General features: G+C 55.6%; 24 protein-coding genes. 19 read left to right on the top strand and 5 right to left on the bottom strand.

What is annotated here, in order from left to right; all coding sequences use genetic code 11:
* The first annotated feature begins 514 nt into the window (after positions 1 to 514).
* From atpI to glmS, 11 genes are all read left to right on the top strand, one after another.
* Positions 515 to 895 carry a F0F1 ATP synthase subunit I gene (gene atpI / locus LU196_RS17345; protein WP_232760763.1) on the top strand — a complete coding sequence of 127 codons (381 nt, stop codon included), beginning with the start codon at positions 515 to 517 and terminating at the stop codon, positions 893 to 895.
* 8 nt (positions 896 to 903) lie between these two features.
* Positions 904 to 1,722 (top strand): F0F1 ATP synthase subunit A, encoded by an 819-nt coding sequence (gene atpB / locus LU196_RS17340; RefSeq protein ID WP_232760762.1) that lies wholly within the window; start codon positions 904 to 906, stop codon positions 1,720 to 1,722.
* Between the two features lie 50 nt (positions 1,723 to 1,772).
* Entirely contained in the window at positions 1,773 to 2,012 is a 240-nt protein-coding gene (atpE, locus tag LU196_RS17335; RefSeq protein ID WP_003849523.1) for a F0F1 ATP synthase subunit C, read from the top strand.
* Positions 2,013 to 2,119: 107 nt separating this feature from the next.
* On the top strand, positions 2,120 to 2,590 hold the full coding sequence (gene atpF / locus LU196_RS17330) for a F0F1 ATP synthase subunit B (RefSeq protein ID WP_232760761.1): 471 nt from the start codon (positions 2,120 to 2,122) through the stop codon (positions 2,588 to 2,590).
* Between the two features lie 14 nt (positions 2,591 to 2,604).
* A complete protein-coding gene (gene atpH, locus LU196_RS17325) occupies positions 2,605 to 3,138 on the top strand; it encodes a F0F1 ATP synthase subunit delta (protein ID WP_232760760.1) in 534 nt (177 codons plus the stop codon).
* 14 nt (positions 3,139 to 3,152) lie between these two features.
* On the top strand, positions 3,153 to 4,694 hold the full coding sequence (atpA, locus tag LU196_RS17320) for a F0F1 ATP synthase subunit alpha (protein ID WP_232760759.1): 1,542 nt from the start codon (positions 3,153 to 3,155) through the stop codon (positions 4,692 to 4,694).
* A gap of 52 nt (positions 4,695 to 4,746) precedes the next feature.
* On the top strand, positions 4,747 to 5,613 hold the full coding sequence (gene atpG / locus LU196_RS17315; protein WP_232760758.1) for a F0F1 ATP synthase subunit gamma: 867 nt from the start codon (positions 4,747 to 4,749) through the stop codon (positions 5,611 to 5,613).
* A gap of 154 nt (positions 5,614 to 5,767) precedes the next feature.
* Entirely contained in the window at positions 5,768 to 7,165 is a 1,398-nt protein-coding gene (atpD, locus tag LU196_RS17310; protein WP_232760757.1) for a F0F1 ATP synthase subunit beta, read from the top strand.
* Between the two features lie 24 nt (positions 7,166 to 7,189).
* Complete coding sequence (locus LU196_RS17305; protein WP_232760756.1) at positions 7,190 to 7,609, top strand: F0F1 ATP synthase subunit epsilon; 420 nt, start codon at positions 7,190 to 7,192, stop codon at positions 7,607 to 7,609.
* A 175-nt stretch (positions 7,610 to 7,784) separates the two neighbouring features.
* Positions 7,785 to 9,155: a bifunctional UDP-N-acetylglucosamine diphosphorylase/glucosamine-1-phosphate N-acetyltransferase GlmU gene (gene glmU, locus LU196_RS17300; protein ID WP_232760755.1), complete on the top strand. Its 1,371-nt coding sequence runs from the start codon at positions 7,785 to 7,787 to the stop codon at positions 9,153 to 9,155.
* Positions 9,156 to 9,298: 143 nt separating this feature from the next.
* Complete coding sequence (gene glmS / locus LU196_RS17295) at positions 9,299 to 11,128, top strand: glutamine--fructose-6-phosphate transaminase (isomerizing) (RefSeq protein ID WP_232760754.1); 1,830 nt, start codon at positions 9,299 to 9,301, stop codon at positions 11,126 to 11,128.
* A 43-nt stretch (positions 11,129 to 11,171) separates the two neighbouring features.
* Here the strand turns inward: glmS and LU196_RS17290 are convergent, their stop codons facing one another.
* Positions 11,172 to 11,555: a hypothetical protein gene (locus tag LU196_RS17290; protein ID WP_232760753.1), complete on the bottom strand. Its 384-nt coding sequence runs from the start codon at positions 11,553 to 11,555 to the stop codon at positions 11,172 to 11,174.
* Between the two features lie 178 nt (positions 11,556 to 11,733).
* Here LU196_RS17290 and pstS point away from each other — a divergent pair, with 178 nt between their 5' ends.
* From pstS to LU196_RS17260, 6 genes are all read left to right on the top strand, one after another.
* On the top strand, positions 11,734 to 12,777 hold the full coding sequence (gene pstS, locus LU196_RS17285; RefSeq protein WP_232760752.1) for a phosphate ABC transporter substrate-binding protein PstS: 1,044 nt from the start codon (positions 11,734 to 11,736) through the stop codon (positions 12,775 to 12,777).
* An 87-nt stretch (positions 12,778 to 12,864) separates the two neighbouring features.
* Positions 12,865 to 13,827, top strand: coding sequence for a phosphate ABC transporter permease PstC (gene pstC / locus LU196_RS17280; RefSeq protein WP_232760751.1), 963 nt, complete (start codon positions 12,865 to 12,867; stop codon positions 13,825 to 13,827).
* Positions 13,824 to 14,711: a phosphate ABC transporter permease PstA gene (gene pstA / locus LU196_RS17275; RefSeq protein ID WP_232760750.1), complete on the top strand. Its 888-nt coding sequence runs from the start codon at positions 13,824 to 13,826 to the stop codon at positions 14,709 to 14,711. The genes pstC and pstA overlap by 4 nt, the downstream gene beginning before the upstream one ends.
* 45 nt (positions 14,712 to 14,756) lie before the next feature.
* Positions 14,757 to 15,530, top strand: a complete 774-nt coding sequence (pstB, locus tag LU196_RS17270) for a phosphate ABC transporter ATP-binding protein PstB (protein WP_232760749.1) — start codon at positions 14,757 to 14,759, stop codon at positions 15,528 to 15,530.
* A 14-nt stretch (positions 15,531 to 15,544) separates the two neighbouring features.
* Positions 15,545 to 16,282 (top strand): phosphate signaling complex protein PhoU, encoded by a 738-nt coding sequence (gene phoU, locus LU196_RS17265; RefSeq protein WP_232760748.1) that lies wholly within the window; start codon positions 15,545 to 15,547, stop codon positions 16,280 to 16,282.
* A 115-nt stretch (positions 16,283 to 16,397) separates the two neighbouring features.
* Positions 16,398 to 17,636 carry an MFS transporter gene (locus tag LU196_RS17260; protein WP_232760747.1) on the top strand — a complete coding sequence of 413 codons (1,239 nt, stop codon included), beginning with the start codon at positions 16,398 to 16,400 and terminating at the stop codon, positions 17,634 to 17,636.
* 32 nt (positions 17,637 to 17,668) lie between these two features.
* Here LU196_RS17260 and yieH read toward each other — a convergent pair whose 3' ends face one another.
* Entirely contained in the window at positions 17,669 to 18,331 is a 663-nt protein-coding gene (gene yieH, locus LU196_RS17255; RefSeq protein ID WP_232760746.1) for a 6-phosphogluconate phosphatase, read from the bottom strand.
* Positions 18,332 to 18,482: 151 nt separating this feature from the next.
* On the opposite strand from yieH, the gene LU196_RS17250 reads away from it, so the two are divergent.
* On the top strand, positions 18,483 to 19,796 hold the full coding sequence (locus LU196_RS17250) for an NCS2 family permease (protein WP_232760745.1): 1,314 nt from the start codon (positions 18,483 to 18,485) through the stop codon (positions 19,794 to 19,796).
* On the opposite strand, the gene LU196_RS17245 is transcribed toward LU196_RS17250, so the two are convergent.
* Positions 19,767 to 20,555 carry a 4'-phosphopantetheinyl transferase superfamily protein gene (locus tag LU196_RS17245; protein WP_232760744.1) on the bottom strand — a complete coding sequence of 263 codons (789 nt, stop codon included), beginning with the start codon at positions 20,553 to 20,555 and terminating at the stop codon, positions 19,767 to 19,769. The two genes, LU196_RS17250 and LU196_RS17245, sit on opposite strands and share 30 nt — an antisense overlap.
* A 271-nt stretch (positions 20,556 to 20,826) precedes the next feature.
* Here LU196_RS17245 and LU196_RS17240 point away from each other — a divergent pair, with 271 nt between their 5' ends.
* Complete coding sequence (locus LU196_RS17240; protein ID WP_232760743.1) at positions 20,827 to 21,339, top strand: flavin reductase family protein; 513 nt, start codon at positions 20,827 to 20,829, stop codon at positions 21,337 to 21,339.
* Positions 21,340 to 21,378: 39 nt separating this feature from the next.
* On the opposite strand, the gene LU196_RS17235 is transcribed toward LU196_RS17240, so the two are convergent.
* Positions 21,379 to 21,969 carry a malonic semialdehyde reductase gene (locus tag LU196_RS17235; RefSeq protein WP_232760742.1) on the bottom strand — a complete coding sequence of 197 codons (591 nt, stop codon included), beginning with the start codon at positions 21,967 to 21,969 and terminating at the stop codon, positions 21,379 to 21,381.
* A 164-nt stretch (positions 21,970 to 22,133) separates the two neighbouring features.
* Positions 22,134 to 23,498: a tRNA uridine-5-carboxymethylaminomethyl(34) synthesis GTPase MnmE gene (gene mnmE, locus LU196_RS17230; RefSeq protein ID WP_232760788.1), complete on the bottom strand. Its 1,365-nt coding sequence runs from the start codon at positions 23,496 to 23,498 to the stop codon at positions 22,134 to 22,136.
* Positions 23,499 to 23,512: the final 14 nt, after the last annotated feature.

Below are 23,512 nucleotides of genomic sequence, written 5' to 3'. Positions count from 1 at the left end.
ATTACTTGGGGCAACGCATTTGCCGCTCCGGATAGTCACGAGAGAAAATATAACGCGGTAATAAATCGGCGAGCGTAATAGACATTTTACGTTTTTATTACGCAGAGTGATGTCAATAGCCCGTTTTTATCAGATAAGTCCTTATTTTACGGGCGATGTAATTTTATCTGCATGAATGATAAGGGTTTCAAGTTAGTGAGTAATGCTCGTTCATGGATTTGCAGCAAACTTTCAGGTTGGCCTATTGCTTATTATGTGATCTAAAGCACGCTTTAAAGGCACGCTGACTCACTATTAAATTTCCCCTATTCCGGCGCGTGTGGAATCGAATCTTTTAAAAAATAGGCCTTCAGAAAGAAATTTAAATAATTGTTCACCTTTTCTCTACTTAGCGATTGAAATCGCAGGTGGCGCCCGTATAATTTGCACGGCTTTTGCTGCTTGACTCAAAAGAGTAAAGGCAGTCTTATACGACACGCGACATACCCCGTTCGGGGCAGGAGAGTTCAGCGTCATGTCAGTGTCTCTTTACAGTGTGAAATTAGCCCGGACCGTGCTGGTCATCCAGCTGGTGACCTTCGTCATCATCGGCGCATGCTTCGCCCTGAAAGATGTCACCTGGGGCGCCTCTGCCATTGCGGGTGGCGCGGCAGCCTGGCTGCCAAACGTGTTGTTTATGTTTTTAGCCTGGCGCCTGCAAGATCAAACACCGGCTAAAGGACGTGTCGCCTGGAGTTTCGCCCTCGGCGAAGTTCTCAAGGTGTTTGCCACCGTTATTTTTCTCGTTGTGGCGTTGGGTGTGTTTGGGGCGGTCTTCTGGCCACTCGCAATCACCTGGTTATCGGTGCTGGTTGTTCAAATCGTGGCACCGACTGTAATTAACAACAAAGGGTAAGAGGCATCATGGCCGCAGGAGAAATCTCAACGCCGCAGGAATACATAGGTCATCATCTGACGCATTTGCAGATGGACTTACGTACTTTCGAGCTGGTGAATGCACACGACGCGCCAGCGACGTTCTGGACGTTAAACCTGGACTCCATGTTTTTCTCTGTAGTGCTGGGACTTGTGTTCCTGCTGCTGTTCCGTAAAGTGGCGAAAAGCGTCACCAGCGGTGTGCCAGGGAAAATGCAGGCGGCTATCGAACTGGTTGTCGGCTTCGTTGATAGCAACGTGCGCGACATGTATCACGGTAAAAGTAAACTTATCGCCCCGCTGGCTCTGACGATTTTTGTCTGGGTCTTCCTGATGAACTTCATGGATCTGCTGCCTATCGATCTGCTGCCTTATATTGGTGAGCATTGGTTAGGCCTGCCGGCGCTGCGTATTGTGCCGTCTGCAGACGTGAACATCACGCTGTCTATGGCGCTGGGCGTATTTATTTTGATTCTGTTCTACAGCATCAAAATGAAAGGCATTGGCGGCTTCACCAAAGAGTTGACGCTGCAGCCTTTTAATCACCCGATCTTCATCCCCATCAACCTGATTCTTGAAGGCGTTAGCCTGCTGTCCAAGCCCGTTTCACTTGGTTTGCGACTGTTCGGCAACATGTATGCGGGTGAGCTGATCTTTATCCTGATTGCCGGTCTGCTGCCGTGGTGGTCGCAGTGGGTGCTGAATGTGCCATGGGCCATTTTCCACATCCTGATTATTTCGCTGCAGGCTTTCATTTTCATGGTCCTCACGATCGTCTATCTCTCGATGGCATCTGAAGAACATTGATTTTTTATCTCAACAACTTAGCTTTTAACTGAAACAAACTGGAGACTGTCATGGAAAACCTGAATATGGATCTGCTGTACATGGCTGCCGCTGTGATGATGGGCCTGGCGGCAATCGGTGCTGCGATCGGTATCGGCATCCTCGGAGGTAAATTCCTGGAAGGCGCAGCGCGTCAGCCGGATCTGATTCCTCTGCTGCGCACGCAGTTCTTTGTTGTAATGGGTCTGGTGGATGCAATCCCAATGATCGCTGTAGGTCTGGGTCTCTACGTGATGTTTGCTGTCGCCTAAACCTGGTAGCCTTGTTCTCTCATGGCACCCGGTGCGATGAGCGACGGATTCTGCCGTTTATCACTGATAGCGGCAGAGCAAGTTAACTTAATAAGAGGCATTGTGCTGTGAACATTAATGCAACAATCCTCGGCCAGGCCATCGCGTTCATTCTGTTTGTCGCGTTCTGCATGAAGTACGTATGGCCGCCGATTATGGCTGCCATCGAGAAGCGTCAGAAGGAAATTGCTGATGGTCTCGCTTCTGCTGAACGCGCGAAGAAAGATTTAGATCTCGCGCAGGCCAATGCGACCGACCAGCTGAAAAAAGCCAAAGAAGAAGCTCAGGTCATTATCGAGCAGGCGAACAAACGCCGTGCCCAGATTCTGGACGAAGCCAAAACTGAAGCTGAAACTGAACGTAACCGCATCGTGTCTCAGGCGCAGGCAGAAATTGAAGCCGAGCGCTCACGTGCACGTGAAGAGCTGCGTAAGCAAGTCGCGTTGCTGGCATTAGCTGGCGCCGAGAAGATCATCGAACGTTCCGTGGATGAAGCTGCTAACAGCGACATCGTTGATAAACTGGTCGCTGAACTGTAAGGAGGGAGGGGCTGATGTCTGAAATGATTACTGTAGCTCGCCCCTACGCCAAAGCAGCTTTTGACTTTGCTGTTGAGCATCAAAGTATTGAACGCTGGCAAACCATGCTGGCGTTTGCCGCAGAAGTGGCGCGCAACGATCAGATGGCCGATCTCCTTTCCGGTGCACTTGCGCCGGAAGCGATGTCTGCTTCTTTCATTGCCGTTTGTGGTGATCAACTTGATGAACCCGCTCAGAACCTGATCAAGGTAATGGCGGAAAACGGACGTTTGACCGCGCTTCCGGCGGTACTGGAACAGTACATTCAACTGCGTGACGCGTATGAAGCGACAGCCGAAGTTGATGTGATTTCTGCCAGTGCGCTGAGTGACAGCCAGCTGACAAAAATCAGCACCGCGATGGAAAAACGTCTGTCACGCAAAGTTAAGCTGAATTGCAAAATTGATAAGTCTGTAATGGCAGGTGTGGTTATCCGTGCGGGTGACCTGGTCATTGATGGCAGCGTACGCGGCCGTCTTGATCGTCTGGCAGACGTCTTGCAGTCTTAAGGGGACTGGAGCATATGCAACTGAATTCCACCGAAATCAGCGAACTGATCAAGCAGCGCATTGCTCAGTTCAATGTCGTGAGTGAAGCTCACAACGAAGGTACTATTGTTTCTGTAAGTGACGGTATCATCCGCGTACACGGCCTGGCCGATGTGATGCAGGGTGAGATGATTGCCCTGCCGGGTAACCGTTACGCTATCGCACTGAACCTCGAGCGCGACTCGGTTGGTGCGGTCGTGATGGGCCCGTACGCTGACCTTGCCGAAGGCATGAAGGTTAAGTGCACCGGCCGTATCCTTGAAGTACCTGTTGGTCGTGGCCTGCTGGGTCGCGTGGTCAACACGCTGGGTGCACCGATTGACGGCAAAGGCGCTATCGACAACGACGGCTTCTCGCCAGTTGAAGTGATTGCTCCGGGCGTTATCGATCGTCAATCTGTCGACCAGCCTGTACAGACCGGTTATAAATCTGTCGATGCGATGATTCCAATCGGCCGTGGCCAGCGTGAGCTGATCATCGGTGACCGTCAGACCGGTAAAACTGCAATGGCGATTGACGCCATCATTAACCAGCGCGACTCAGGCATTAAATGTGTCTACGTGGCGATTGGTCAGAAAGCGTCAACCATCTCTAACGTGGTACGTAAGCTGGAAGAGCACGGTGCGCTGGCTAACACCATCGTGGTTGTGGCTTCTGCGTCAGAATCTGCTGCACTGCAATACCTGGCACCGTATGCCGGTTGCGCAATGGGTGAATACTTCCGTGACCGCGGTGAAGATGCCCTGATCGTATACGATGACCTGTCTAAGCAGGCTGTTGCTTACCGTCAGATTTCACTGTTGCTGCGCCGTCCACCGGGCCGTGAAGCTTTCCCTGGCGACGTGTTCTATCTCCACTCTCGCCTGCTGGAGCGCGCATCACGCGTTAGCGCTGATTACGTTGAGCGCTTCACTAACGGTGAAGTAAAAGGTAAAACCGGTTCACTGACCGCGCTGCCGATCATTGAAACTCAGGCGGGTGACGTTTCTGCGTTCGTTCCGACCAACGTAATTTCGATTACTGATGGTCAGATCTTCCTGGAATCTAACCTGTTCAACTCCGGTATTCGTCCAGCTGTTAACCCCGGTATCTCTGTATCCCGCGTGGGTGGTGCTGCACAGACCAAGATCATCAAGAAACTGTCCGGTGGTATCCGTACCGCGCTGGCACAGTATCGTGAACTGGCAGCGTTCTCTCAGTTCGCTTCCGATCTGGATGATGCAACCCGTAAACAGCTGAGCCACGGTCAGAAAGTGACCGAGCTGCTGAAGCAGAAACAGTATGCACCGATGTCTGTTGCTCAACAGGGTCTGGTACTGTTTGCTGCTGAGCGCGGCTTCCTGAACGACGTTGAACTGGCGAAAATCGGCAGCTTCGAAGCCGCTCTGCTGGCGTTCGCTGACCGCGATCACGCTGAGCTGATGGCTGAAATCAACCAGGCGGGTAACTACAACAACGACATCGAAGAGAAGCTGAAAAGCCTCCTCGAAACGTTTAAAGCAACCCAGTCCTGGTAATGTCTGGCGGCTTGTCTGAAAAGGCAGGCCGCAAGGCTTTGAGGAGAAGCTAATGGCCGGCGCAAAAGAAATACGTACCAAGATCGGAAGCGTAAAAAATACGCAGAAGATCACTAAAGCGATGGAAATGGTCGCCGCCTCCAAAATGCGTAAAACGCAGGAACGCATGGCGGCCAGCCGTCCGTATGCAGATACCATGCGCAAAGTGATTGGTCACCTTGCCTTAGGAAATCTGGAATACAAGCACCCTTACCTGGATGAGCGCGACGTTAAGCGCGTCGGCTACCTGGTCGTTTCGACTGACCGCGGGCTTTGTGGTGGTTTGAACATTAACCTGTTCAAAAAATTGCTGGCAGAAATGAAAGGCTGGGCGGATAAAGGCGTACAGAGCGATCTGGCCATTATCGGTTCAAAAGGCGTTTCATTCTTCGGCTCTGTTGGTGGCAACGTCGTGGCCCAGGTTACCGGTATGGGCGATAAGCCTGCGCTGTCTGACCTGATTGGTCCGGTAAAAGTGATGTTGCAGGCCTACGATGAAGGCCGCATCGACAAGCTGTATATCGTCAGCAACAAGTTTAATAACACCATGTCTCAGACTCCGACCATTACCCAACTGCTGCCGTTACCGCCAGCAGAAGGTGAAGAAGAGATGAAGGCGAAGACCTGGGATTACCTGTACGAACCCGATCCAAAAGCGCTGCTGGATACCCTGCTGCGTCGTTATGTTGAATCGCAGGTTTATCAGGGTGTGGTGGAAAACCTGGCCAGTGAGCAGGCCGCACGTATGGTGGCAATGAAAGCTGCAACCGATAACGGCGGAAACCTGATCAAAGAGCTGCAGTTGGTTTACAACAAGGCTCGTCAGGCCAGCATCACTCAGGAACTTACCGAGATCGTCTCGGGAGCCTCCGCGGTTTAACCAGGCATTCCCTGATTAGCTGACGTTACAAAAAGGCAGCAGGTAAGCGAACCCCTGAAGCGCTGATGAAACGCGGCGATTCAGCTGAAAACGCGAACAACATCGTCGTAACGTCGGGTATGACGGGAAAAACGAATTAGGTAGAGGATTCAAGATGGCAGCTGGAAAGATTGTCCAGATTATCGGCGCCGTAGTTGACGTCGAATTCCCTCAGGACGCGGTACCGCAGGTATATAGCGCTCTCGAGGTTAAAAATGGTGATGCTCGTCTGGTGCTGGAAGTTCAGCAGCAGCTGGGTGGTGGCGTGGTGCGTACCATTGCCATGGGTTCTTCTGATGGCCTGAAGCGTGGCCTGGAAGTCGTTGACCTGAAAAAACCTATTCAGGTTCCAGTGGGTAAAGCCACCCTCGGCCGTATCATGAACGTGCTGGGTGAGCCTATCGACATGAAAGGCGACCTGAAAGAAGAAGACGGCAGTGCAATAGAGGTTGCCTCTATTCACCGCGCGGCGCCTTCTTATGAAGATCAGTCTAACTCCCAGGAACTGCTGGAAACCGGCATCAAGGTTATCGACCTGATGTGTCCGTTCGCCAAGGGCGGTAAAGTTGGTCTGTTCGGCGGTGCGGGCGTAGGTAAAACCGTTAACATGATGGAGCTGATCCGTAACATCGCGGCTGAGCACTCAGGTTATTCGGTCTTCGCCGGTGTGGGTGAGCGTACTCGTGAGGGTAACGACTTCTACCACGAAATGACTGACTCTAACGTTATCGATAAAGTTGCGCTGGTGTATGGCCAGATGAACGAGCCGCCGGGTAACCGTCTGCGCGTGGCACTGACCGGTCTGACCATGGCGGAAAAATTCCGTGATGAAGGCCGTGACGTTCTGCTGTTCATCGACAACATCTACCGTTACACCCTGGCCGGTACAGAAGTTTCTGCACTGCTGGGTCGTATGCCTTCTGCGGTAGGTTATCAGCCAACGCTGGCTGAAGAGATGGGTGTGTTGCAGGAGCGTATTACCTCCACCAAGACCGGTTCAATCACCTCCGTACAGGCCGTTTACGTTCCTGCGGATGACTTGACTGACCCGTCACCAGCAACCACCTTTGCGCACCTGGACTCAACCGTTACGCTGAGCCGTCAGATCGCTTCTCTGGGTATCTACCCTGCTGTTGACCCGCTGGATTCCACCAGCCGTCAGCTGGATCCACTTATTGTGGGCCAGGAGCACTACGACGTAGCGCGTGGCGTGCAGTCTCTGCTGCAGCGTTACCAGGAACTGAAAGACATCATCGCCATCCTCGGTATGGACGAGCTGTCTGAAGAAGACAAACTGCTGGTGGCACGCGCGCGTAAGATTCAGCGCTTCCTGTCTCAGCCGTTCTTCGTTGCTGAAGTCTTCACCGGTTCTCCGGGCAAGTACGTGACCCTGAAAGACACCATTCGTGGCTTCAAGGGCATCATGGACGGCGAATTCGACCACCTGCCAGAGCAGGCGTTCTACATGGTCGGCGCGATCGAAGAAGCGGTAGAAAAAGCGAAGAAACTGTAATTACGGTTTCCCAGGAGGAAGAGTATGGCTATGACTTTTCATCTGGACGTGGTCAGCGCGGAGCAGCAAATGTTCTCCGGTCTGGTTCAGCGTATCCAGGTGTCAGGTAGCGAAGGCGAACTGGGTATTCATCCCGGACACGCACCGCTGCTGACCGCCATCAAGCCTGGTATGATTCGCATCGTAAAACAGCACGGCGACGAGGAGTATATTTACCTCTCCGGTGGCGTGCTGGAAGTACAGCCGGGCAGCACGACCGTTCTGGCCGATACCGCTATCCGCGGTGAGGACCTGGACGAAGCGCGCGCGCTGGAAGCGAAACGTAAGGCAGAAGAGCACATGAACAGCAGCCACGGCGACGTGGACTATGCTCAGGCTTCTGCGGAACTGGCGAAAGCTATCGCAAAACTGCGTGTTATCGAGCTGACTAAAAAAGCGATGTAATCAGGCTTTATGCGTCACGAAATGCCAGCCCTCGGGCTGGCATTTTTTTTAGCTGAAACACCGCCGGGTCGCCGCATGCACCCCCCGCTCGCCTTCTAATTTCGACATGAAAAAAATGTAGTAATCTCAGGGCTAAACCCTAAACTTTCGAAAGTTAAATTGAGCCAGGATAGTTATGTCGACAAGTGCAATGAGTGTGGTGATCTTAGCCGCTGGCAAGGGCACCCGTATGTATTCCGATCTGCCGAAAGTGCTGCACACGCTGGCAGGTAAACCCATGGTTCAGCACGTGATTGATGCCGCAAAAGGCCTCGGTGCGCAGCAGGTTCATCTGGTTTATGGACACGGCGGCGAGCAGCTGAAAGAGAAGCTGGCACATAACGCGCTTAACTGGGTCTTGCAGTCTGAACAGCTCGGCACCGGACACGCCATGCAGCAGGCGGCGCCCTTTTTTGCTGATGACGAAGATATTCTCATGCTGTACGGCGATGTTCCCCTCATCACGCAAAGCACCTTGCAGCGCCTGCGCGAAGCCAAACCGGCTGGCGGCATTGGCTTATTGACCGTCGTGCTCGACGATCCCACTGGCTACGGCCGTATTGTGCGCGAAAACGACACCATTACCGGCATCGTTGAGCAGAAAGACGCCTCGCCGGCACAACGCCTTATCCAGGAAATCAACACGGGGATTCTGATCGCCAATGGCGGCGACCTGAAGCGCTGGCTGGCGCAGCTTGATAACAACAATGCGCAGGGCGAATTTTATATTACCGATATCATCGCCATGGCGCACCGCGAAGGCCATACGATCAACGCGGTTCATCCCGCGCGCATCAGCGAAACCGACGGCGTGAACAACCGCCTGCAGCTGGCGACCCTTGAACGCACCTGGCAGCAGGAACAGGCAGAGGCGCTGCTGCTGGCCGGCGTAATGCTGCGCGATCCGGCGCGCTTTGATCTACGCGGTACGTTACAGCATGGTCGTGACGTCGAGATTGACGCGAACGTCATCATTGAAGGCGATGTGACGTTAGGCGACCGCGTAAAAGTCGGCGCAGGCTGCATCATTAAAAACAGCGTGATTGGCGACGACTGTGAAATCAGCCCCTATTCGGTGATCGAGGATGCCTCCCTGGCCGCCGCCTGTACGGTAGGGCCATTTGCCCGTCTGCGTCCCGGCAGCGCGCTGGCAGAGCAGGCGCACGTCGGCAACTTTGTTGAGATGAAGAAAGCGTCGCTGGGCAAAGGATCCAAAGCCGGTCACCTTTCCTACCTCGGCGATGCCGAGATTGGCGCGGGGGTGAATATTGGTGCGGGCACCATCACCTGTAACTACGACGGTGCGAATAAATTTAAAACTATCATCGGCGATAACGTGTTTGTGGGCTCTGATACGCAGCTGGTCGCGCCCGTCACGGTTGCCGCTGGGGCAACCATCGCCGCCGGTACCACGGTAATGAAGGATGTCACCGCAGGCGAGTTGATTTACAACCGCAAAGAGCAGGTACAAAAAGCCGGCTGGCAGCGTCCTGTGAAGAAAAAATAACCTTTAGGGCAGACAATGATCTGCCCATTAGCAGTGCCATAAAAATATCCCCACTCTCTACAAGGCTCGGGGAAACCGGCCACGCCGGCTATCAGGTCACATGACAACGCAATGGCTGAACGCCATGAAGTCAGGAAATTATTATGTGTGGAATTGTTGGTGCAGTAGCGCAGCGTGACATTGCAGAGATTCTGCTGGAAGGCTTGCGTCGTCTTGAGTATCGCGGTTACGACTCTGCCGGTCTGGCAGTGGTGGATCGCCAGGGGCACGTGACGCGCCTGCGCCGCGTAGGCAAAGTTCAGAACCTGGCGGATGCCGCCGACCAGCAGCCGTTGATTGGCGGCACCGGGATCGCCCACACGCGCTGGGCGACACACGGTGAGCCTTCAGAAGCCAATGCGCATCCGCATATCTCTGAGCACATCATCATCGTGCACAACGGCATTATTGAGAACCACGAGCCGCTGCGCGCGCAAATGATCGCCCGCGGCTACCGCTTTGCCTCAGAAACCGACACCGAAGTGGTGGCGCACCTGCTGCACTGGGAGCAGAAACAGGGCGGAACGCTGCGTGAGGTCGTGCTGCGCGTGATCCCGCAGCTGCGCGGTGCTTACGGCATGGTCATCATGGACAGCCGCGATCCCTCCGTGCTGATCGCCGCGCGCTCCGGCAGCCCGCTGGTGATTGGCCGCGGCGTGGGGGAAAACTTTATCGCCTCCGATCAGCTGGCGCTGCTGCCGGTGACGCGCCGCTTTATCTATCTGGAAGAGGGCGATATCGCGGAAGTCACCCGCCGTGAAGTGGCCGTATTTGACCGCGAAGGTAACCCGATGAAGCGCGCCGAGATTGAATCCACGGCGCAATATGACGCGGGCGATAAAGGTCTCTACCGCCATTACATGCAGAAAGAGATTTACGAACAGCCCAATGCGATCAAAAACACCCTAACCGGACGCTTTCATCACGGCGAGGTGGATCTCAGCGAGCTGGGTGCCGATGCCGAATCGCTGCTGAGTCAGGTTGAACACGTGCAGATCATCGCCTGCGGCACCTCATACAACTCAGGCATGGTGGCGCGTTACTGGTTCGAAGCGCTGGCTAACCTTCCCTGCGACGTCGAAATCGCCTCAGAATTCCGCTATCGCAAATCCGCCGTGCGCAAAAACAGCCTGCTGATCACCCTGTCACAGTCAGGTGAAACCGCCGATACGCTGGCCGCGCTGCGCCTGTCCAAAGAGCTGGGATACCTCGGCTCGCTGGCGATTTGCAACGTGGCGGGCTCGTCGCTGGTGCGTGAATCGGATCTGGCATTGATGACACGCGCGGGCACCGAGATTGGCGTTGCGTCGACCAAAGCCTTTACCACCCAGCTGGCCGTACTGCTAATGCTGGTGGCGAAACTGGGCCGACTGCACGGCATGAAACCGGAAACCGAGCATGAGATCGTACACGCGCTGCAGGCGCTGCCCAGCCGCATTGAGCAGATGCTGGCGCAGGATAAAGTGATTGAAAGCCTGGCAGAAGGCTTCTCTGATAAGCATCACGCGCTGTTCCTTGGCCGTGGCGATCAATATCCGATCGCCATGGAGGGCGCGCTGAAGCTAAAAGAGATCTCGTATATCCACGCCGAGGCGTATGCTGCGGGTGAACTCAAGCACGGCCCGCTGGCGCTGATTGATGCCGATATGCCGGTGATTGTGGTGGCGCCCAATAACGAACTGCTGGAGAAGCTGAAATCCAATATCGAAGAGGTGCGCGCACGCGGCGGCTTGCTGTATGTGTTTGCCGATCGCGATGCCGGCTTCAGCGACAGCGACGGCATGAAAATCATTTCACTGCCGCACGTGGAAGAGGTCATTGCGCCGATCTTCTATACCGTGCCGCTGCAGCTGCTCTCCTATCACGTTGCCTTAATTAAAGGCACCGATGTCGATCAGCCGCGTAATTTGGCGAAATCGGTCACGGTCGAGTAAGGTGTCTTACGCGTGAATCCCGCCAAGGATTCACGCATTTCTTTTATTTAATCCTGTTGCTTACTTGATCAAGTGCGCGCTGCTGACTGTCGATTCTGCGATTAGCCTCATCCAGTGACCGCTGCAGATTGTTGATATCATCTTGTTTTCTGCTTAACTCCCGTGAGAGTTGATCGAACGTATTATTCTGTTTTTCCTGCATTCTGAGTAACTGAGCGACGTCGTCTTTCATTTTTCTCACCTCTTCAGCCGTGACAGAGGATTGCTTAAGCGTGCCTCTACTTTCCAGTATGGCCAGTGCGCCTATATTGGCCGGCATTTGATAATAGGGGTCCAAACGTGCCGCCGGCTCGTTATCCGCCCATGCGCTGGTCAGCGTAGAGAGTGCTATTACGTGGCATACCCAAAGCGTCTTCATGAATTTCATCGAACATCTCCTTTTCGATAGGGTTTTATAAAAAAAACCAATGAGTGTACCTGTCATATAACTGTCATATTTCGTACATTTCACTGTCATCAAACTGTCCTATTTTCCCTCCAGCAGCAATCACTGACTCCTACTAAAACGGCATTTAGCCTGATTATTTCAATCCCCTGGAGGGAATATGACACTGATGCGTAGCACCGTAGCCCGAATCATTGCCGCCACCGTCGCAGTAAGCGCGGTATCTGCTTTTGCAGCCACCGATCTGACGGGCGCAGGCGGTACGTTCCCGGCGCCGGTTTATGCCAAGTGGGCAGCCGAATACCAGCAAGCCACCGGTAGCAAAATTAACTATCAGGGCATTGGTTCTTCCGGCGGCGTGAAGCAAATCATCGCCAAAACTGTTGATTTCGGTGCTTCTGATGCGCCAATGAAAGAAGAAGACCTGCAGAAAAACGGCCTGTTCCAGTTCCCTACCGTGATCGGTGGTGTTGTGCTGGCCGTGAACATTCCGGGCGTGAAATCCGGCGAGCTGACGCTGGACGGAAAAACCGTCGGTGATATTTACTTGGGCAACATCAAAAAGTGGAACGATCCGGCGATCGTCAAGCTGAACCCTGGCGTGAAGCTGCCAGACACCAACATCAACGTGGTGCGCCGCGCGGACGGTTCCGGCACCTCTTTCGTGTTCACCAGCTACCTGTCCAAAGTTAACGCTGACTGGAACAGCAAAATTGGTAAAGGCAACACCGTAAACTGGCCAACCGGCTTGGGCGGTAAAGGTAACGATGGCGTCGCCGCCTTCGTACAGCGTCTGCCGGGTTCAATTGGCTATGTTGAGTATGCCTATGCCAAACAGAACAATCTGACTTACACCAAGCTGGTGGATGCCGACGGTAAAGCGGTCGCGCCAAGCGAAACCAGCTTCTCGAATGCGGCGAAGGGCGCAGACTGGAGCAAATCCTTTGCCCAGGACCTGACGTTCCAGAAAGGCAATGATGCCTGGCCAATCACCTCCACCACGTTCATCCTGATTTATAAAGAGCAGGCGAATGCGGCGAAAGGCAGTGAAGTGTTGAAGTTCTTTGATTGGGCCTATAAAGGCGGCAGTAAAACGGCTAACGCGCTGGATTATGCAACGCTGCCAGAGAGCGTCGTGACCCAGATCCGCGCAGCCTGGAAAGCCAACATCAAAGACAGCAGCGGCAAAGCGCTCTACCAGTAAGCGACCGACACGGCCAGCCGCTTGGCTGGCCGCATGCACGGGCGGCATACAGGTCGCCCTGAGTTTTCCCTGAAAATCGAGAATTCTATGGCTGCAACTAAGCCGACATTTAAAGCACCCGGTAAGCAAGGCGACATGATTTTCGGCGCACTGGTTAAACTCGCTGCGCTGATCGTGTTATTGCTGATGGGTGGCATCATCGTTTCCCTGATTTTCTCCTCATGGCCAAGCATCCAAAAGTTTGGTTTTTCTTTCCTGTGGAGCAAGACCTGGGATGCGCCGAATGAGGAATTTGGTGCGCTGGTGCCCATTTACGGCACGATCGTCACCTCGCTGATTGCGCTGATCATCGCTGTGCCGGTGAGCTTCGGCATCGCACTGTTTCTGACGGAACTGGCACCCGGCTGGTTGCGTCGTCCGCTCGGTACCGCGATTGAGCTGCTGGCGGCGATTCCCAGTATTGTCTACGGCATGTGGGGCCTGTTTATTTTTGCCCCGCTGTTTGCCGAGTACTTCCAGACGCCGGTGGGCGATGTGTTATCGAATATTCCGATCGTGGGCACCCTGTTCTCCGGCCCGGCCTTTGGCATCGGTATTCTGGCGGCGGGCGTTATCCTCGCCATCATGATCATCCCCTACATCGCTTCGGTGATGCGTGATGTGTTTGAGCAAACGCCGGTGATGATGAAAGAGTCGGCGTACGGCATCGGCTGCACCACATGGGAAGTGATTTGGCGCATCGTGTTGCCCTTCACCAAAAACGGGGTGATTGGTGGCGTCATGCTCGGACTGGGCCGCGCGCTGGGCGAAACCATGGCCGTGACCTTTATCATCGGCAACACCTACCAACTCGACAGCGCGTCGCTGTACATGCCAGGCAATAGCATCACCTCCGCGCTGGCCAACGAATTTGCCGAAGCGGAGTCGGGCGTGCACGTCGCGGCGCTGATGGAGTTGGGCCTGATTCTGTTCGTGATCACCTTTATCGTTCTGGCTATCTCCAAACTGATGATCCTGCGTCTGGCGAAGAGTGAAGGAGCCCGTTCATGACGGCTATAGAAATGACAGCCCGCGCCGAGCTGGAAGCGTCGCGCCGCAAAATGCAGGCGCGCCGCAGTACCAAAAATAAAATCGCCTTAACGCTGTCGATGCTTACCATGGCGTTTGGCCTGTTCTGGCTGATTTGGATCCTGTTTACCACCGTGACCAAAGGCATTGATGGCCTAAGCTGGTCGCTGTTTACGGAATCTACGCCGCCGCCTAACACGGCCGGTGGCGGGCTTGCTAACGCGCTGGCGGGCAGCGGCTTATTGATTTTCTGGTCCACCTTTTTTGGCACGCCGTTGGGGATTATGGCGGGCATTTATCTGGCGGAATATGGCCGCAAGCACTGGCTGGCGGAAGTCATTCGCTTCATCAACGATATTCTGCTGTCCGCCCCCTCCATCGTGGTCGGGCTGTTCGTGTACACCATTGTGGTGGCGCAGATGCAGCACTTCTCCGGCTGGGCTGGCGTGGTGGCGCTGGCGCTGCTGCAAATCCCGATTGTGATTCGCACCACGGAAAACATGCTGCGCCTGGTACCGGACAGTATGCGCGAGGCCGCCTACGCGCTGGGCACGCCCAAGTGGAAGATGATTTCCGCCATCACCCTCAAGGCCTCGGTGTCCGGCATCATCACCGGCGTGCTGCTGGCGATCGCGCGCATTGCCGGTGAAACCGCGCCGCTGCTGTTTACCGCACTGTCGAACCAGTTCTGGAGCACCGACATGATGCAGCCGCTGGCCAACCTGCCGGTGACGATCTTTAAATTCGCCATGAGTCCGTTTGCCGAGTGGCAAAACCTGGCGTGGGCGGGCGTGCTGATCATCACGCTGTGCGTGCTGCTGTTAAACATCGTCGCGCGGGTTGTCTTCGCGAAAGGCAAACACTAATTTTTACGGCGCGGCTCTGGCGGCGCTGCACATGAGAGAAGAGCAATGAGTATGGCAACGACTTCTGCCGATAAAATCCAGGTGCGTAATCTGAACTTCTATTACGGTAAGTTCCATGCCCTGAAGAACATTAATCTGGATATTGCCAAAAACCAGGTCACGGCCTTTATCGGGCCGTCAGGCTGTGGTAAATCCACGCTGCTGCGCACGTTCAATAAAATGTACTCGCTCTATCCTGAGCAGCGGGCGGAAGGCGATATTCTGCTGGACGGTGAAAATATTCTGGCTTCGCATCAGGATATCGCGCTGCTGCGCGCGCGCGTTGGCATGGTGTTTCAGAAGCCGACGCCGTTCCCTATGTCCATTTATGACAACATCGCCTTTGGCGTACGCTTGTTTGAAAAGCTGTCGCGGGCGGATATGGATGAGCGCGTGCAGTGGGCGCTGAGCAAAGCTGCGCTGTGGAACGAAACCAAAGATAAGCTGCATCAGAGCGGTTACAGCCTGTCTGGCGGCCAGCAGCAGCGCCTGTGCATCGCTCGTGGCATTGCTATTCGTCCGGAAGTGCTGCTGCTGGACGAGCCCTGTTCGGCGCTGGACCCCATCTCAACGGGCCGCATCGAAGAGCTGATTACTGAACTCAAGCAGGATTACACCGTGGTCATCGTGACCCACAATATGCAGCAGGCGGCGCGATGCTCTGACCATACTGCTTTTATGTATCTGGGTGAACTGATTGAGTTCAGCGACACGGATACGTTGTTTACCAAGCCGGCGCAGAAGCAGACCGAAGATTACATTACCGGTCGCTACGGCTGATTCAGGAGACGCACATGGATAATTTAAATCTGAACAAACACATCTCCGGTCAGTTTAATGCCGAGCTGGAGCACATTCGCACCCAGGTGATGATCATGGGCGGGATGGTGGAGCAGCAGCTCACCGATGCCATTACCGCGATGCACAACCAGGACGGCGAGCTGGCGCGTCGCGTCATTGACGGTGACCAAAAGGTCAACATGATGGAAGTGGAGATCGATGAGGCCTGCGTGCGTATCATCGCCAAGCGGCAGCCTACCGCCAGCGATTTGCGTCTGGTGATGGCGATCATCAAAACCATCTCTGAGCTGGAACGCATTGGCGATGTGGCGGAAAAGATCAGCCGTACCGCGCTGGAGAAGTTTAGCCAGCAACATTTGCCGCTGTTGGTTAGCCTGGAGTCGCTGGGCCACCATACCGTGCAGATGTTGCACGACGTGCTGGACGCCTTTGCGCGCATGGATCTCAATGAAGCCATCAAAATTTACCGTGAAGACTCAAAAGTCGACAAAGAGTACGAAGGTATTGTGCGCCAGCTGATGACCTACATGATGGAAGATCCGCGTACCATTCCCAGCGTATTAACGGCGCTGTTCTGCGCGCGCGCCATCGAGCGCATCGGCGACCGCTGCCAGAATATCTGTGAAATCATCTTCTATTTCGTGAAGGGACAGGATTTCCGCCACGTGGGCGGCGATAAGCTGGACGAACTGCTGTCAGGCGATGACGGCAGCAACAAACCACTGTCATAGCCGCATGGGCTGCCTGTGACCGCGGGTGAAGCAGGCAGCCATCATCAATTCTGATTAGTGCGTAGGGTCCCCTCTCTTTATACTTGGCGCATCTTTTCCTGCCAGGTGCTGTGACATGTCTCCTCTCAACACAACGAAAACAGCCGTTACGCCAGCAAAAGCGATGGTTGCGGCCATCAGCGGCTACGCGATGGACGGCTTTGATCTGCTTATTCTCGGCTTTATGCTGCCAGCGATCAGCGTCTCGCTGATGCTCGACCCTTCCCAGGCCGGATCGCTGGTGACCTGGACGCTGATTGGCGCCGTGGTGGGCGGCATCGTGTTTGGCCAACTTAGCGACCGCTTTGGTCGTATTCGCATGCTCACCGTGACGATCCTGATGTTTTCCCTGTTTACCGGCCTGTGCGCAGTGGCGCAGGGATACTGGGATTTGCTGGCGTATCGGACGCTGGCAGGCATGGGGCTGGGCGGTGAGTTTGGCATCGGCATGGCGCTGATTGCGGAAGCTTGGCCGAAAGAGAAACGCAACCGCGCTTCGGCGTGGGTGGGCATCGGCTGGCAGCTCGGCGTACTGCTGGCGGCGTTTATTACCCCGCCGCTGCTGAACGTAATTGGCTGGCGCGGCATGTTTCTGGTTGGGCTGCTGCCCGCGCTGGTATCGTTTCTGATTCGCCGCAGCATGGGCGAGCCGGAAGCGTTCACGCGCCACGTGCAAAGCGCACCGCCGCTCTCCTTCCGCGCCCGTTTCCGGCTGCTGTGTGCCGATCGCGCCACCTGTAAAGCCAGCCTCGGCATTTTTATTCTCTGCTCGGTGCAGAACTTTGGCTACTACGGCCTGATGATCTGGATGCCGAGCTACCTCTCCGCCAATTTTGGCTTTAGCCTGACGAAATCGGGACTGTGGACTGCCGTTACCGTGGTGGGCATGACATTTGGCATCTGGCTGTTTGGCCTGCTAGCCGATCGCTTTGCGCGCTGGAAGATTTTTCTGCTGTATCAGTTTGGCGCGGTGGCGATGGTAGTGATCTACGCGCAGCTGCGCGATCCCACCGTGATGCTCTTTACCGGCGCCATCATGGGGATGTTTGTGAATGGCATGATTGGGGGTTACGGGGCGCTGATTTCCGACACCTTCCCGCCGCAGGCGCGCGCCACGGCGCAGAATGTGCTGTTTAATCTGGGGCGTGGCGTGGGCGGTTTCGGCCCGCTGGTTATCGGGATGCTGGCGAGCAGCATCGCGTTCAACGCTGCGATCACGCTGCTGGCGCTGATCTATCTTCTGGATATTGTCGCCACGCTGTTCCTGTTGCCGCGGAAACAGGGCAAAGAGGATGCGCTGGGCGCGATTGGCTGAGCCGTCCGGCTCGCCCTCAGCGGGCGAGCTCCTTATTTCAACAGGTTCCAGCCGCGTGCGCGCCATAAAGCAGGCAGCTGGGCCATATTGTCGAAACGCGTGACCAGCGGATGATCCAGATCGGGATTGTGTGCGTCGGCGCAGTAATAAAATACGGCGATGCCAGCAGCGATACCGGCGCGCGCGCCCGCTTCGGAATCGTCCACTAAAATGCATTTCTCAATAGGCACCTGCATCTGCTCTGCGGCGTGGTACATCAGCTCGGGATCGGGCTTCCAGTGCAGGATGTCATACCCGCTAAACAGACGCCCCTCAAAGTAAGGCAGCATGCCGGTTAACCCCAGCGAGTGTTGCATCTTTTTTACCGTGCCGTTCGAGACCACGCACATCGGCGTACGTATCTGGCTCACCAGCGCGTTGGCACCGGCGATGGGCTTAAGCTCACGATCAAACAGGCGCGCGACTTCGGCGCGGTAGGCGGTTTCCACCTCTTCCAGCGGTAACTCGCGCTGATGCGCTGCGAGCACATCACGCACGATGTCATACAGTTTTACCCCTTTGTAGCGCTCAAACATCTCCTGCAGCGAGAGCGTAATGCCGTAGGTAGCAAAGGTATTGACGTAGGCTTGCGTACACAGCACTTCGCTGTCGACCAGCGTGCCATCGCAATCGAAAAACACACATTCAATGGACATCGCACAGCATCCTTTTAAGAAACAATGATCTGACACTCTAGCGCACTGAGCGCAGAAAGCGACCCCAGGCAACCGGTTGCGAAAATTCCGTGTTTTGCCGCGCCAAACTCTATAGGATACGCGGCGATAAATTTTTCAGCGGAACAGCGAAATGACCAATCCCGGCTTATTACAGCGCCTTTTCAAACTGCAGGAACACGGCACGACCGCACGTACAGAAATGATTGCGGGTTGCACGACGTTCCTGACCATGGTGTACATCGTCTTTGTTAATCCACAGATTCTCGGCGCGGCAGGCATGGATACGCGCGCGGTGTTCGTGACCACCTGTTTAATTGCGGCTTTTGGCAGCATTCTCATGGGGCTGGTGGCCAATTTACCGGTGGCACTGGCACCAGCGATGGGATTGAACGCCTTTTTTGCCTTTGTGGTGGTAGGCGCAATGGGGTATTCGTGGCAAATCGGCATGGGCGCGATTTTTTGGGGCGCGCTGGGACTGCTGTTGCTCACGCTGCTGCGCGTGCGCTATTGGATGATCGCCAATATTCCTCTCAGCCTGCGCGTGGGGATCACCGCCGGGATCGGGCTATTTATCGCCCTGATGGGACTAAAAAATGCCGGTATTATCGTGCCGAATGCCGACACCCTCGTGACCATCGGTAATCTGACCTCGCACAGCGTACTGCTGGGTGCGCTGGGTTTTTTTATCATCGCGATTCTGGCTTCACGCAATATCCACGCGGCGGTACTGGTCTCAATCGTGATCACGACGGGCATTGGCTTGTTGCTCGGTGATGTCACTTTCAGTGGCGTGTTCGCCTCGCCGCCCGCGATCGGCTCGGTGGTGGGCCAGGTGGATATCAAAGGCGCTTTCAACATCGGCATGTCGGGGGTGATCTTCTCGTTTATGCTGGTCAACCTGTTTGACTCCTCCGGCACGCTGATTGGCGTTACGGATAAAGCGGGTCTGACCGATAAAAACGGCACGTTCCCGCGCATGCAGCAGGCGCTGTACGTTGATAGCATCAGCTCGGTCACCGGTTCGCTGGTGGGTACCTCATCGGTCACCGCCTACATTGAGAGCTCCTCTGGCGTGGCGATCGGCGGGCGCACCGGCTTGATGGCGGTGGTCACAGGCGTGCTGTTTCTGCTGGTGACGTTCCTGTCGCCGCTGGCCGCAATGGTGCCTGGCTATGCGGCGGCCGGGGCGTTGATTTACGTCGGCGTACTGATGACCGCCTCTTTATCACGCGTGCGCTGGGACGATCTCACCGAGTCGGTACCGGCCTTTGTGACGGCGGCGATGATGCCTTTCAGCTTCTCTATCACCGAAGGCATTGCCCTGGGCTTTATTGCCTACTGCGTCATGAAACTCGGCACCGGACGCTGGCGTGAAATCAGCCCGTGTGTGGTGGTGGTGGCGCTGCTGTTTGTACTAAAAATCGCGTTTATCGACGCACATTAAAGGCGGTGTAGGATACGCCGCGCAATAAGGCGCGGCGGATGGCACCGAGACCAAACTGGTGAGGCGTAGCGAGCGCGGCCCCAGTTTGGGTTTGCTCATCTCCACCTCGTGCAGCGGCTGCCATTGCTGCTGCGCATCGATTTCCCACAGGTTTAACCGCTCCGCACTGGGCGAGAGGGCGCACGACCACACCAGCGTCGGCTCGGCATCACACACCGCTTGAACATCAGGTAAGACGCTGGAGCGCAGACGACCCGCTGCGGGATGCAGCTGTAAGGTGCTGTGCTGAGCGTCATCGCTTAATTTCAGAATACTTTGGCGCAGCGTCCAAAGCTGCGTCACCGCTTCCATAAAATCCTGCTGCGCGTTGATCCATGCTTTCTCGCCCGAGGAGAGGCCATGCGTCAACGCATCCTGCGTCTGGCGACTGTGAGCGCGAACGATCTCCATATCCAGTCCAGCGCAACCGCCTTCGTCTGCCAGCAGGACGCCAATGGTATTGCCGGCATAGGCGATGCTGAAATCGGGCAGTTGCGTATCGATAAAGCGCGGGCGGCCGTTGGGGCCGGTGGTCAATGCGGGAAGTTCGTGGATACCGTAAATGCGCTGCATCAGCTGCGCCAGCAGCTGGCGCGCAATAAGAAACCGTTTGCGCCGCTTTTCTGGCAGCGCCCGGGCGCGGTTGAGCACATCCTGTGGTAAGCGCTGCACTGTGCTGCAAAGGGCATCGCCCGTACAACGTACAAAATGACTAGCCATCTGTCGCTCCGTGAAAATGGTCAGATAATCATCAGGCGTATTGTAGGAATTTTCTCATGATTTTGCATCTGGCGTTATCATCAAGCGCGCAAATTCAGACAACGCTGAACGCGGCGCGGTGGGTTATAGCAAGTAAATGGCCGTTGAATAGATGCTGAATAACGTGATGTGGTGTAGGATTTGCACAAGTAAACAGCACGTTGACGTGCGCACTTTCATTCACCTTACGCCGCACGCGCTTTTCGCCGTACAGGCACGCCGGAGTTTTTATATGTCAGTTACGCCATCTACTCACCCGGAATCGATCACTCTGGATGAATTTCGTCACGGTATGCGTCGCCTGAGTGCGGGCGTTTCGTTGGTGACGACTGCGCTGGGTGAGGAGAGAGTCGGCCTGATCGCCACTTCCGTGAGTTCATTGGCCGCCGAGCCGCCAAGTCTTCTGGTGTGCGTGAATCGCAGTGCATCCAGTCATGATGCCATTATCAACGCAGGACACTTTGCCGTTAACGTCTTGCGTGAGCACCACAGCGATCTCTGTGCGCAGTTTAGCCAGTCTGCACGCCGCGCCGAACGGTTCCAGCAGGGAGAGTGGCAGACGCTGAACACCGGTGCGCCCATTCTGGCGGACGCGCTGGTCAGCTTTGATTGTCAATTGGAGAAGGTCGCGGAGTGGCATACGCACAGCGTACTGATGGCGCGTATTGTGGGCATTGCGCTGCCCGGTGAAGCCGCCGCGCCGATGATCTACTTCAACAGTGGTTTTCACCGCTTGGGTGAATAATCTTTTCGCGGCGCCGGATTCGCTCCGGCGCGCTCGGCATCAGGCGAATTTCGTCGCCTGATCAAAGTGCAGACGCGGTAGACGCGGATGCAGTTTGCTTGTGTCGCCATAACCCAGATTTATCAAGACGTTAACCTGCCATTTATTGTCACTGAAAAATGCCGCATTGACTTTCGCCGGATCAAATCCGGACATCGGGCCGGCATCCAGCCCCAGCGAGCGCGCCGCCAGAATCAGATAACCCGCCTGCAGGCTGCTATTGCGAAACGCCGTCTCTTTTGTCAATTCGGGGCTGCTGGTAAACCAGCTGCGGGCGTCACCAAAGGGAAACAGCGTGGGCAGCGCTTCGTAAAATTCCGGATCCCAGGCGACGATGACCGTGACCGGCGCGGACATTGTTTTGTCGACGTTGCCTGAAGAGAGAGCGGGTTTGAGCTTCTCTTTACCTGCCTGCGAGGTGACAAAAACAAAACGGCCTGGTGAGCAGTTGGCCGACGTTGGGCCGAGTGCGGTCAGCTGATAGAGCTGCGCCAGCAGATCTTTTGAGACCGGCTTTTCCTGCCAGTGGCTGTGGGTGCGGGCGTCATTAAACAGCGCGTTCAGCGCCGCACTGTCGAGCGGTGTACTCATGTCCTTCTCCTGTCTGGCGACGATATCCGCCTGATTCTTCTGTATAAGTGGTGACGTGAGCCGAAGCGCTTTCGCCTCGACGCTCCACCGTTATACTGCAAACACGAGAGGGCGCAAAATAACAAAGATGCATGTTTCCCGCCGCGGAGAACGGCGGGGATGGGCTACTTGCCGATACAGAAACTGGAGAAAATCCGGCCCAGCAGATCGTCTGAGGTGAACTCGCCGGTGATCTCGCTCAGCGCTTGCTGCGCCAGGCGCAGCTCTTCCGCCAGCAGTTCGCCCGCCCATGCGCCGAGCAGCTGTGATTTACCCTGTTCTAAATGCGTGGCGGCAAGCTCCAACGCCTGAAGGTGGCGGCGACGCGCCAGGAAACCGCCTTCCATATTGCCGGCGAAGCCCATGCTTTGCTTCAGATGGTCGCGCAGCGTCTCAACGCCCTCGCCAGTCCGCGCTGAAAGCCGAAGAAGTGAGTGGCCATTTACTTCGGTTAAGCCGAGCGTTTCGCCTGTCATGTCCGCTTTGTTACGCACCACGGTGATAGGCAGCTCGCGCGGCAGTCGCGCCACGAAATCTGGCCATATGTCGGCGGCTTCGGTGGCGGCGGTGGTCGTGCCGTCCACCATAAACAGCACGCGATCGGCCTGCTCAATCTCTTGCCACGCGCGCTCAATCCCGATGCGCTCCACTTCATCACTGGCTTCACGCAGGCCAGCCGTATCAATAATGTGCAGCGGCATGCCATCAATGTGGATATGCTCGCGCAGCACATCGCGCGTGGTGCCCGCAATATCCGTGACAATCGCCGCTTCACGCCCAGCCAATGCATTCAGCAGGCTGGATTTACCCGCATTGGGACGACCCGCAATAACGACTTTCATCCCCTCGCGCAGCAGGCTGCCCTGACGCGCTTCAGCCCTGACGTTATTCAGGTCGCCGATCACCGCATTCAGCTGTGCTTCAATTTTGCCGTCCGAGAGGAAGTCGATCTCCTCATCAGGGAAGTCAATCGCTGCTTCCACATAGATGCGCAGGTGAGTAAGTGCTTCCACAAGCGTATTGATGCGCAGCGAAAAAGCACCCTGTAGCGAGTTCACGGCCGAGCGCGCGGCCTGCTCTGAGCTGGCATCAATCAGGTCGGCGATGGCTTCTGCCTGCGCCAGGTCCAGTTTGTCATTGAGGAAGGCACGCTCGGAAAATTCCCCCGGCTGGGCGATGCGTAAACCCGGCAGCGCCACGATGCGCTTCAGCAGCAGATCGAGAATCACCGGTCCGCCGTGGCCTTGCAGTTCCAGCACATCTTCACCGGTAAAGGAGTTGGGGCCAGGGAACCACAGCGCGATACCCTGATCCAGCACGCTGCCTTCCGCATCATTGAACGGCAGGTAGTCGGCGTAACGCGGCTTCGGCACTTTGCCCAATACCGCCTGCGCGACGTCTGCCGCACGGGCGCCGGAAATTCGCAGAATGCCCACGCCGCCGCGGCCGGGAGGCGTAGCTTGGGCAACGATCGTGTCGCTGTGGCTCATGGTGTGGTTCTCTA

This window comes from Pantoea sp. Mb-10 (assembly GCF_021272205.1).
Lineage (GTDB): Bacteria > Pseudomonadota > Gammaproteobacteria > Enterobacterales > Enterobacteriaceae > Pantoea.
The sequence above is the reverse complement of the archived record's forward strand: the minus strand, read 5'-3'. Positions and strand labels throughout refer to the sequence as shown.

Bases quoted from the DNA above. Each gene is read 5' to 3' on its own strand.
- atpD (WP_232760757.1), top strand. From the start codon at position 5,768: ATGGCAGCTGGAAAGATTGTCCAGATTATCGGCGCCGTAGTTGACGTC.
- phoU (WP_232760748.1), top strand. From the start codon at position 15,545: ATGGATAATTTAAATCTGAACAAACACATCTCCGGTCAGTTTAATGCC.
- LU196_RS17235 (WP_232760742.1), bottom strand. From the start codon at position 21,969: ATGAGTACACCGCTCGACAGTGCGGCGCTGAACGCGCTGTTTAATGAC.
- LU196_RS17240 (WP_232760743.1), top strand. From the start codon at position 20,827: ATGTCAGTTACGCCATCTACTCACCCGGAATCGATCACTCTGGATGAA.
- pstC (WP_232760751.1), top strand. From the start codon at position 12,865: ATGGCTGCAACTAAGCCGACATTTAAAGCACCCGGTAAGCAAGGCGAC.
- atpA (WP_232760759.1), top strand. From the start codon at position 3,153: ATGCAACTGAATTCCACCGAAATCAGCGAACTGATCAAGCAGCGCATT.
- atpG (WP_232760758.1), top strand. From the start codon at position 4,747: ATGGCCGGCGCAAAAGAAATACGTACCAAGATCGGAAGCGTAAAAAAT.
- pstA (WP_232760750.1), top strand. From the start codon at position 13,824: ATGACGGCTATAGAAATGACAGCCCGCGCCGAGCTGGAAGCGTCGCGC.
- LU196_RS17245 (WP_232760744.1), bottom strand. From the start codon at position 20,555: ATGGCTAGTCATTTTGTACGTTGTACGGGCGATGCCCTTTGCAGCACA.
- pstS (WP_232760752.1), top strand. From the start codon at position 11,734: ATGACACTGATGCGTAGCACCGTAGCCCGAATCATTGCCGCCACCGTC.
- atpB (WP_232760762.1), top strand. From the start codon at position 904: ATGGCCGCAGGAGAAATCTCAACGCCGCAGGAATACATAGGTCATCAT.
- LU196_RS17250 (WP_232760745.1), top strand. From the start codon at position 18,483: ATGACCAATCCCGGCTTATTACAGCGCCTTTTCAAACTGCAGGAACAC.
- LU196_RS17290 (WP_232760753.1), bottom strand. From the start codon at position 11,555: ATGAAATTCATGAAGACGCTTTGGGTATGCCACGTAATAGCACTCTCT.
- LU196_RS17260 (WP_232760747.1), top strand. From the start codon at position 16,398: ATGTCTCCTCTCAACACAACGAAAACAGCCGTTACGCCAGCAAAAGCG.
- glmU (WP_232760755.1), top strand. From the start codon at position 7,785: ATGTCGACAAGTGCAATGAGTGTGGTGATCTTAGCCGCTGGCAAGGGC.
- glmS (WP_232760754.1), top strand. From the start codon at position 9,299: ATGTGTGGAATTGTTGGTGCAGTAGCGCAGCGTGACATTGCAGAGATT.
- atpE (WP_003849523.1), top strand. From the start codon at position 1,773: ATGGAAAACCTGAATATGGATCTGCTGTACATGGCTGCCGCTGTGATG.
- mnmE (WP_232760788.1), bottom strand. From the start codon at position 23,498: ATGAGCCACAGCGACACGATCGTTGCCCAAGCTACGCCTCCCGGCCGC.
- LU196_RS17305 (WP_232760756.1), top strand. From the start codon at position 7,190: ATGGCTATGACTTTTCATCTGGACGTGGTCAGCGCGGAGCAGCAAATG.
- atpI (WP_232760763.1), top strand. From the start codon at position 515: ATGTCAGTGTCTCTTTACAGTGTGAAATTAGCCCGGACCGTGCTGGTC.
- atpH (WP_232760760.1), top strand. From the start codon at position 2,605: ATGTCTGAAATGATTACTGTAGCTCGCCCCTACGCCAAAGCAGCTTTT.
- pstB (WP_232760749.1), top strand. From the start codon at position 14,757: ATGAGTATGGCAACGACTTCTGCCGATAAAATCCAGGTGCGTAATCTG.
- yieH (WP_232760746.1), bottom strand. From the start codon at position 18,331: ATGTCCATTGAATGTGTGTTTTTCGATTGCGATGGCACGCTGGTCGAC.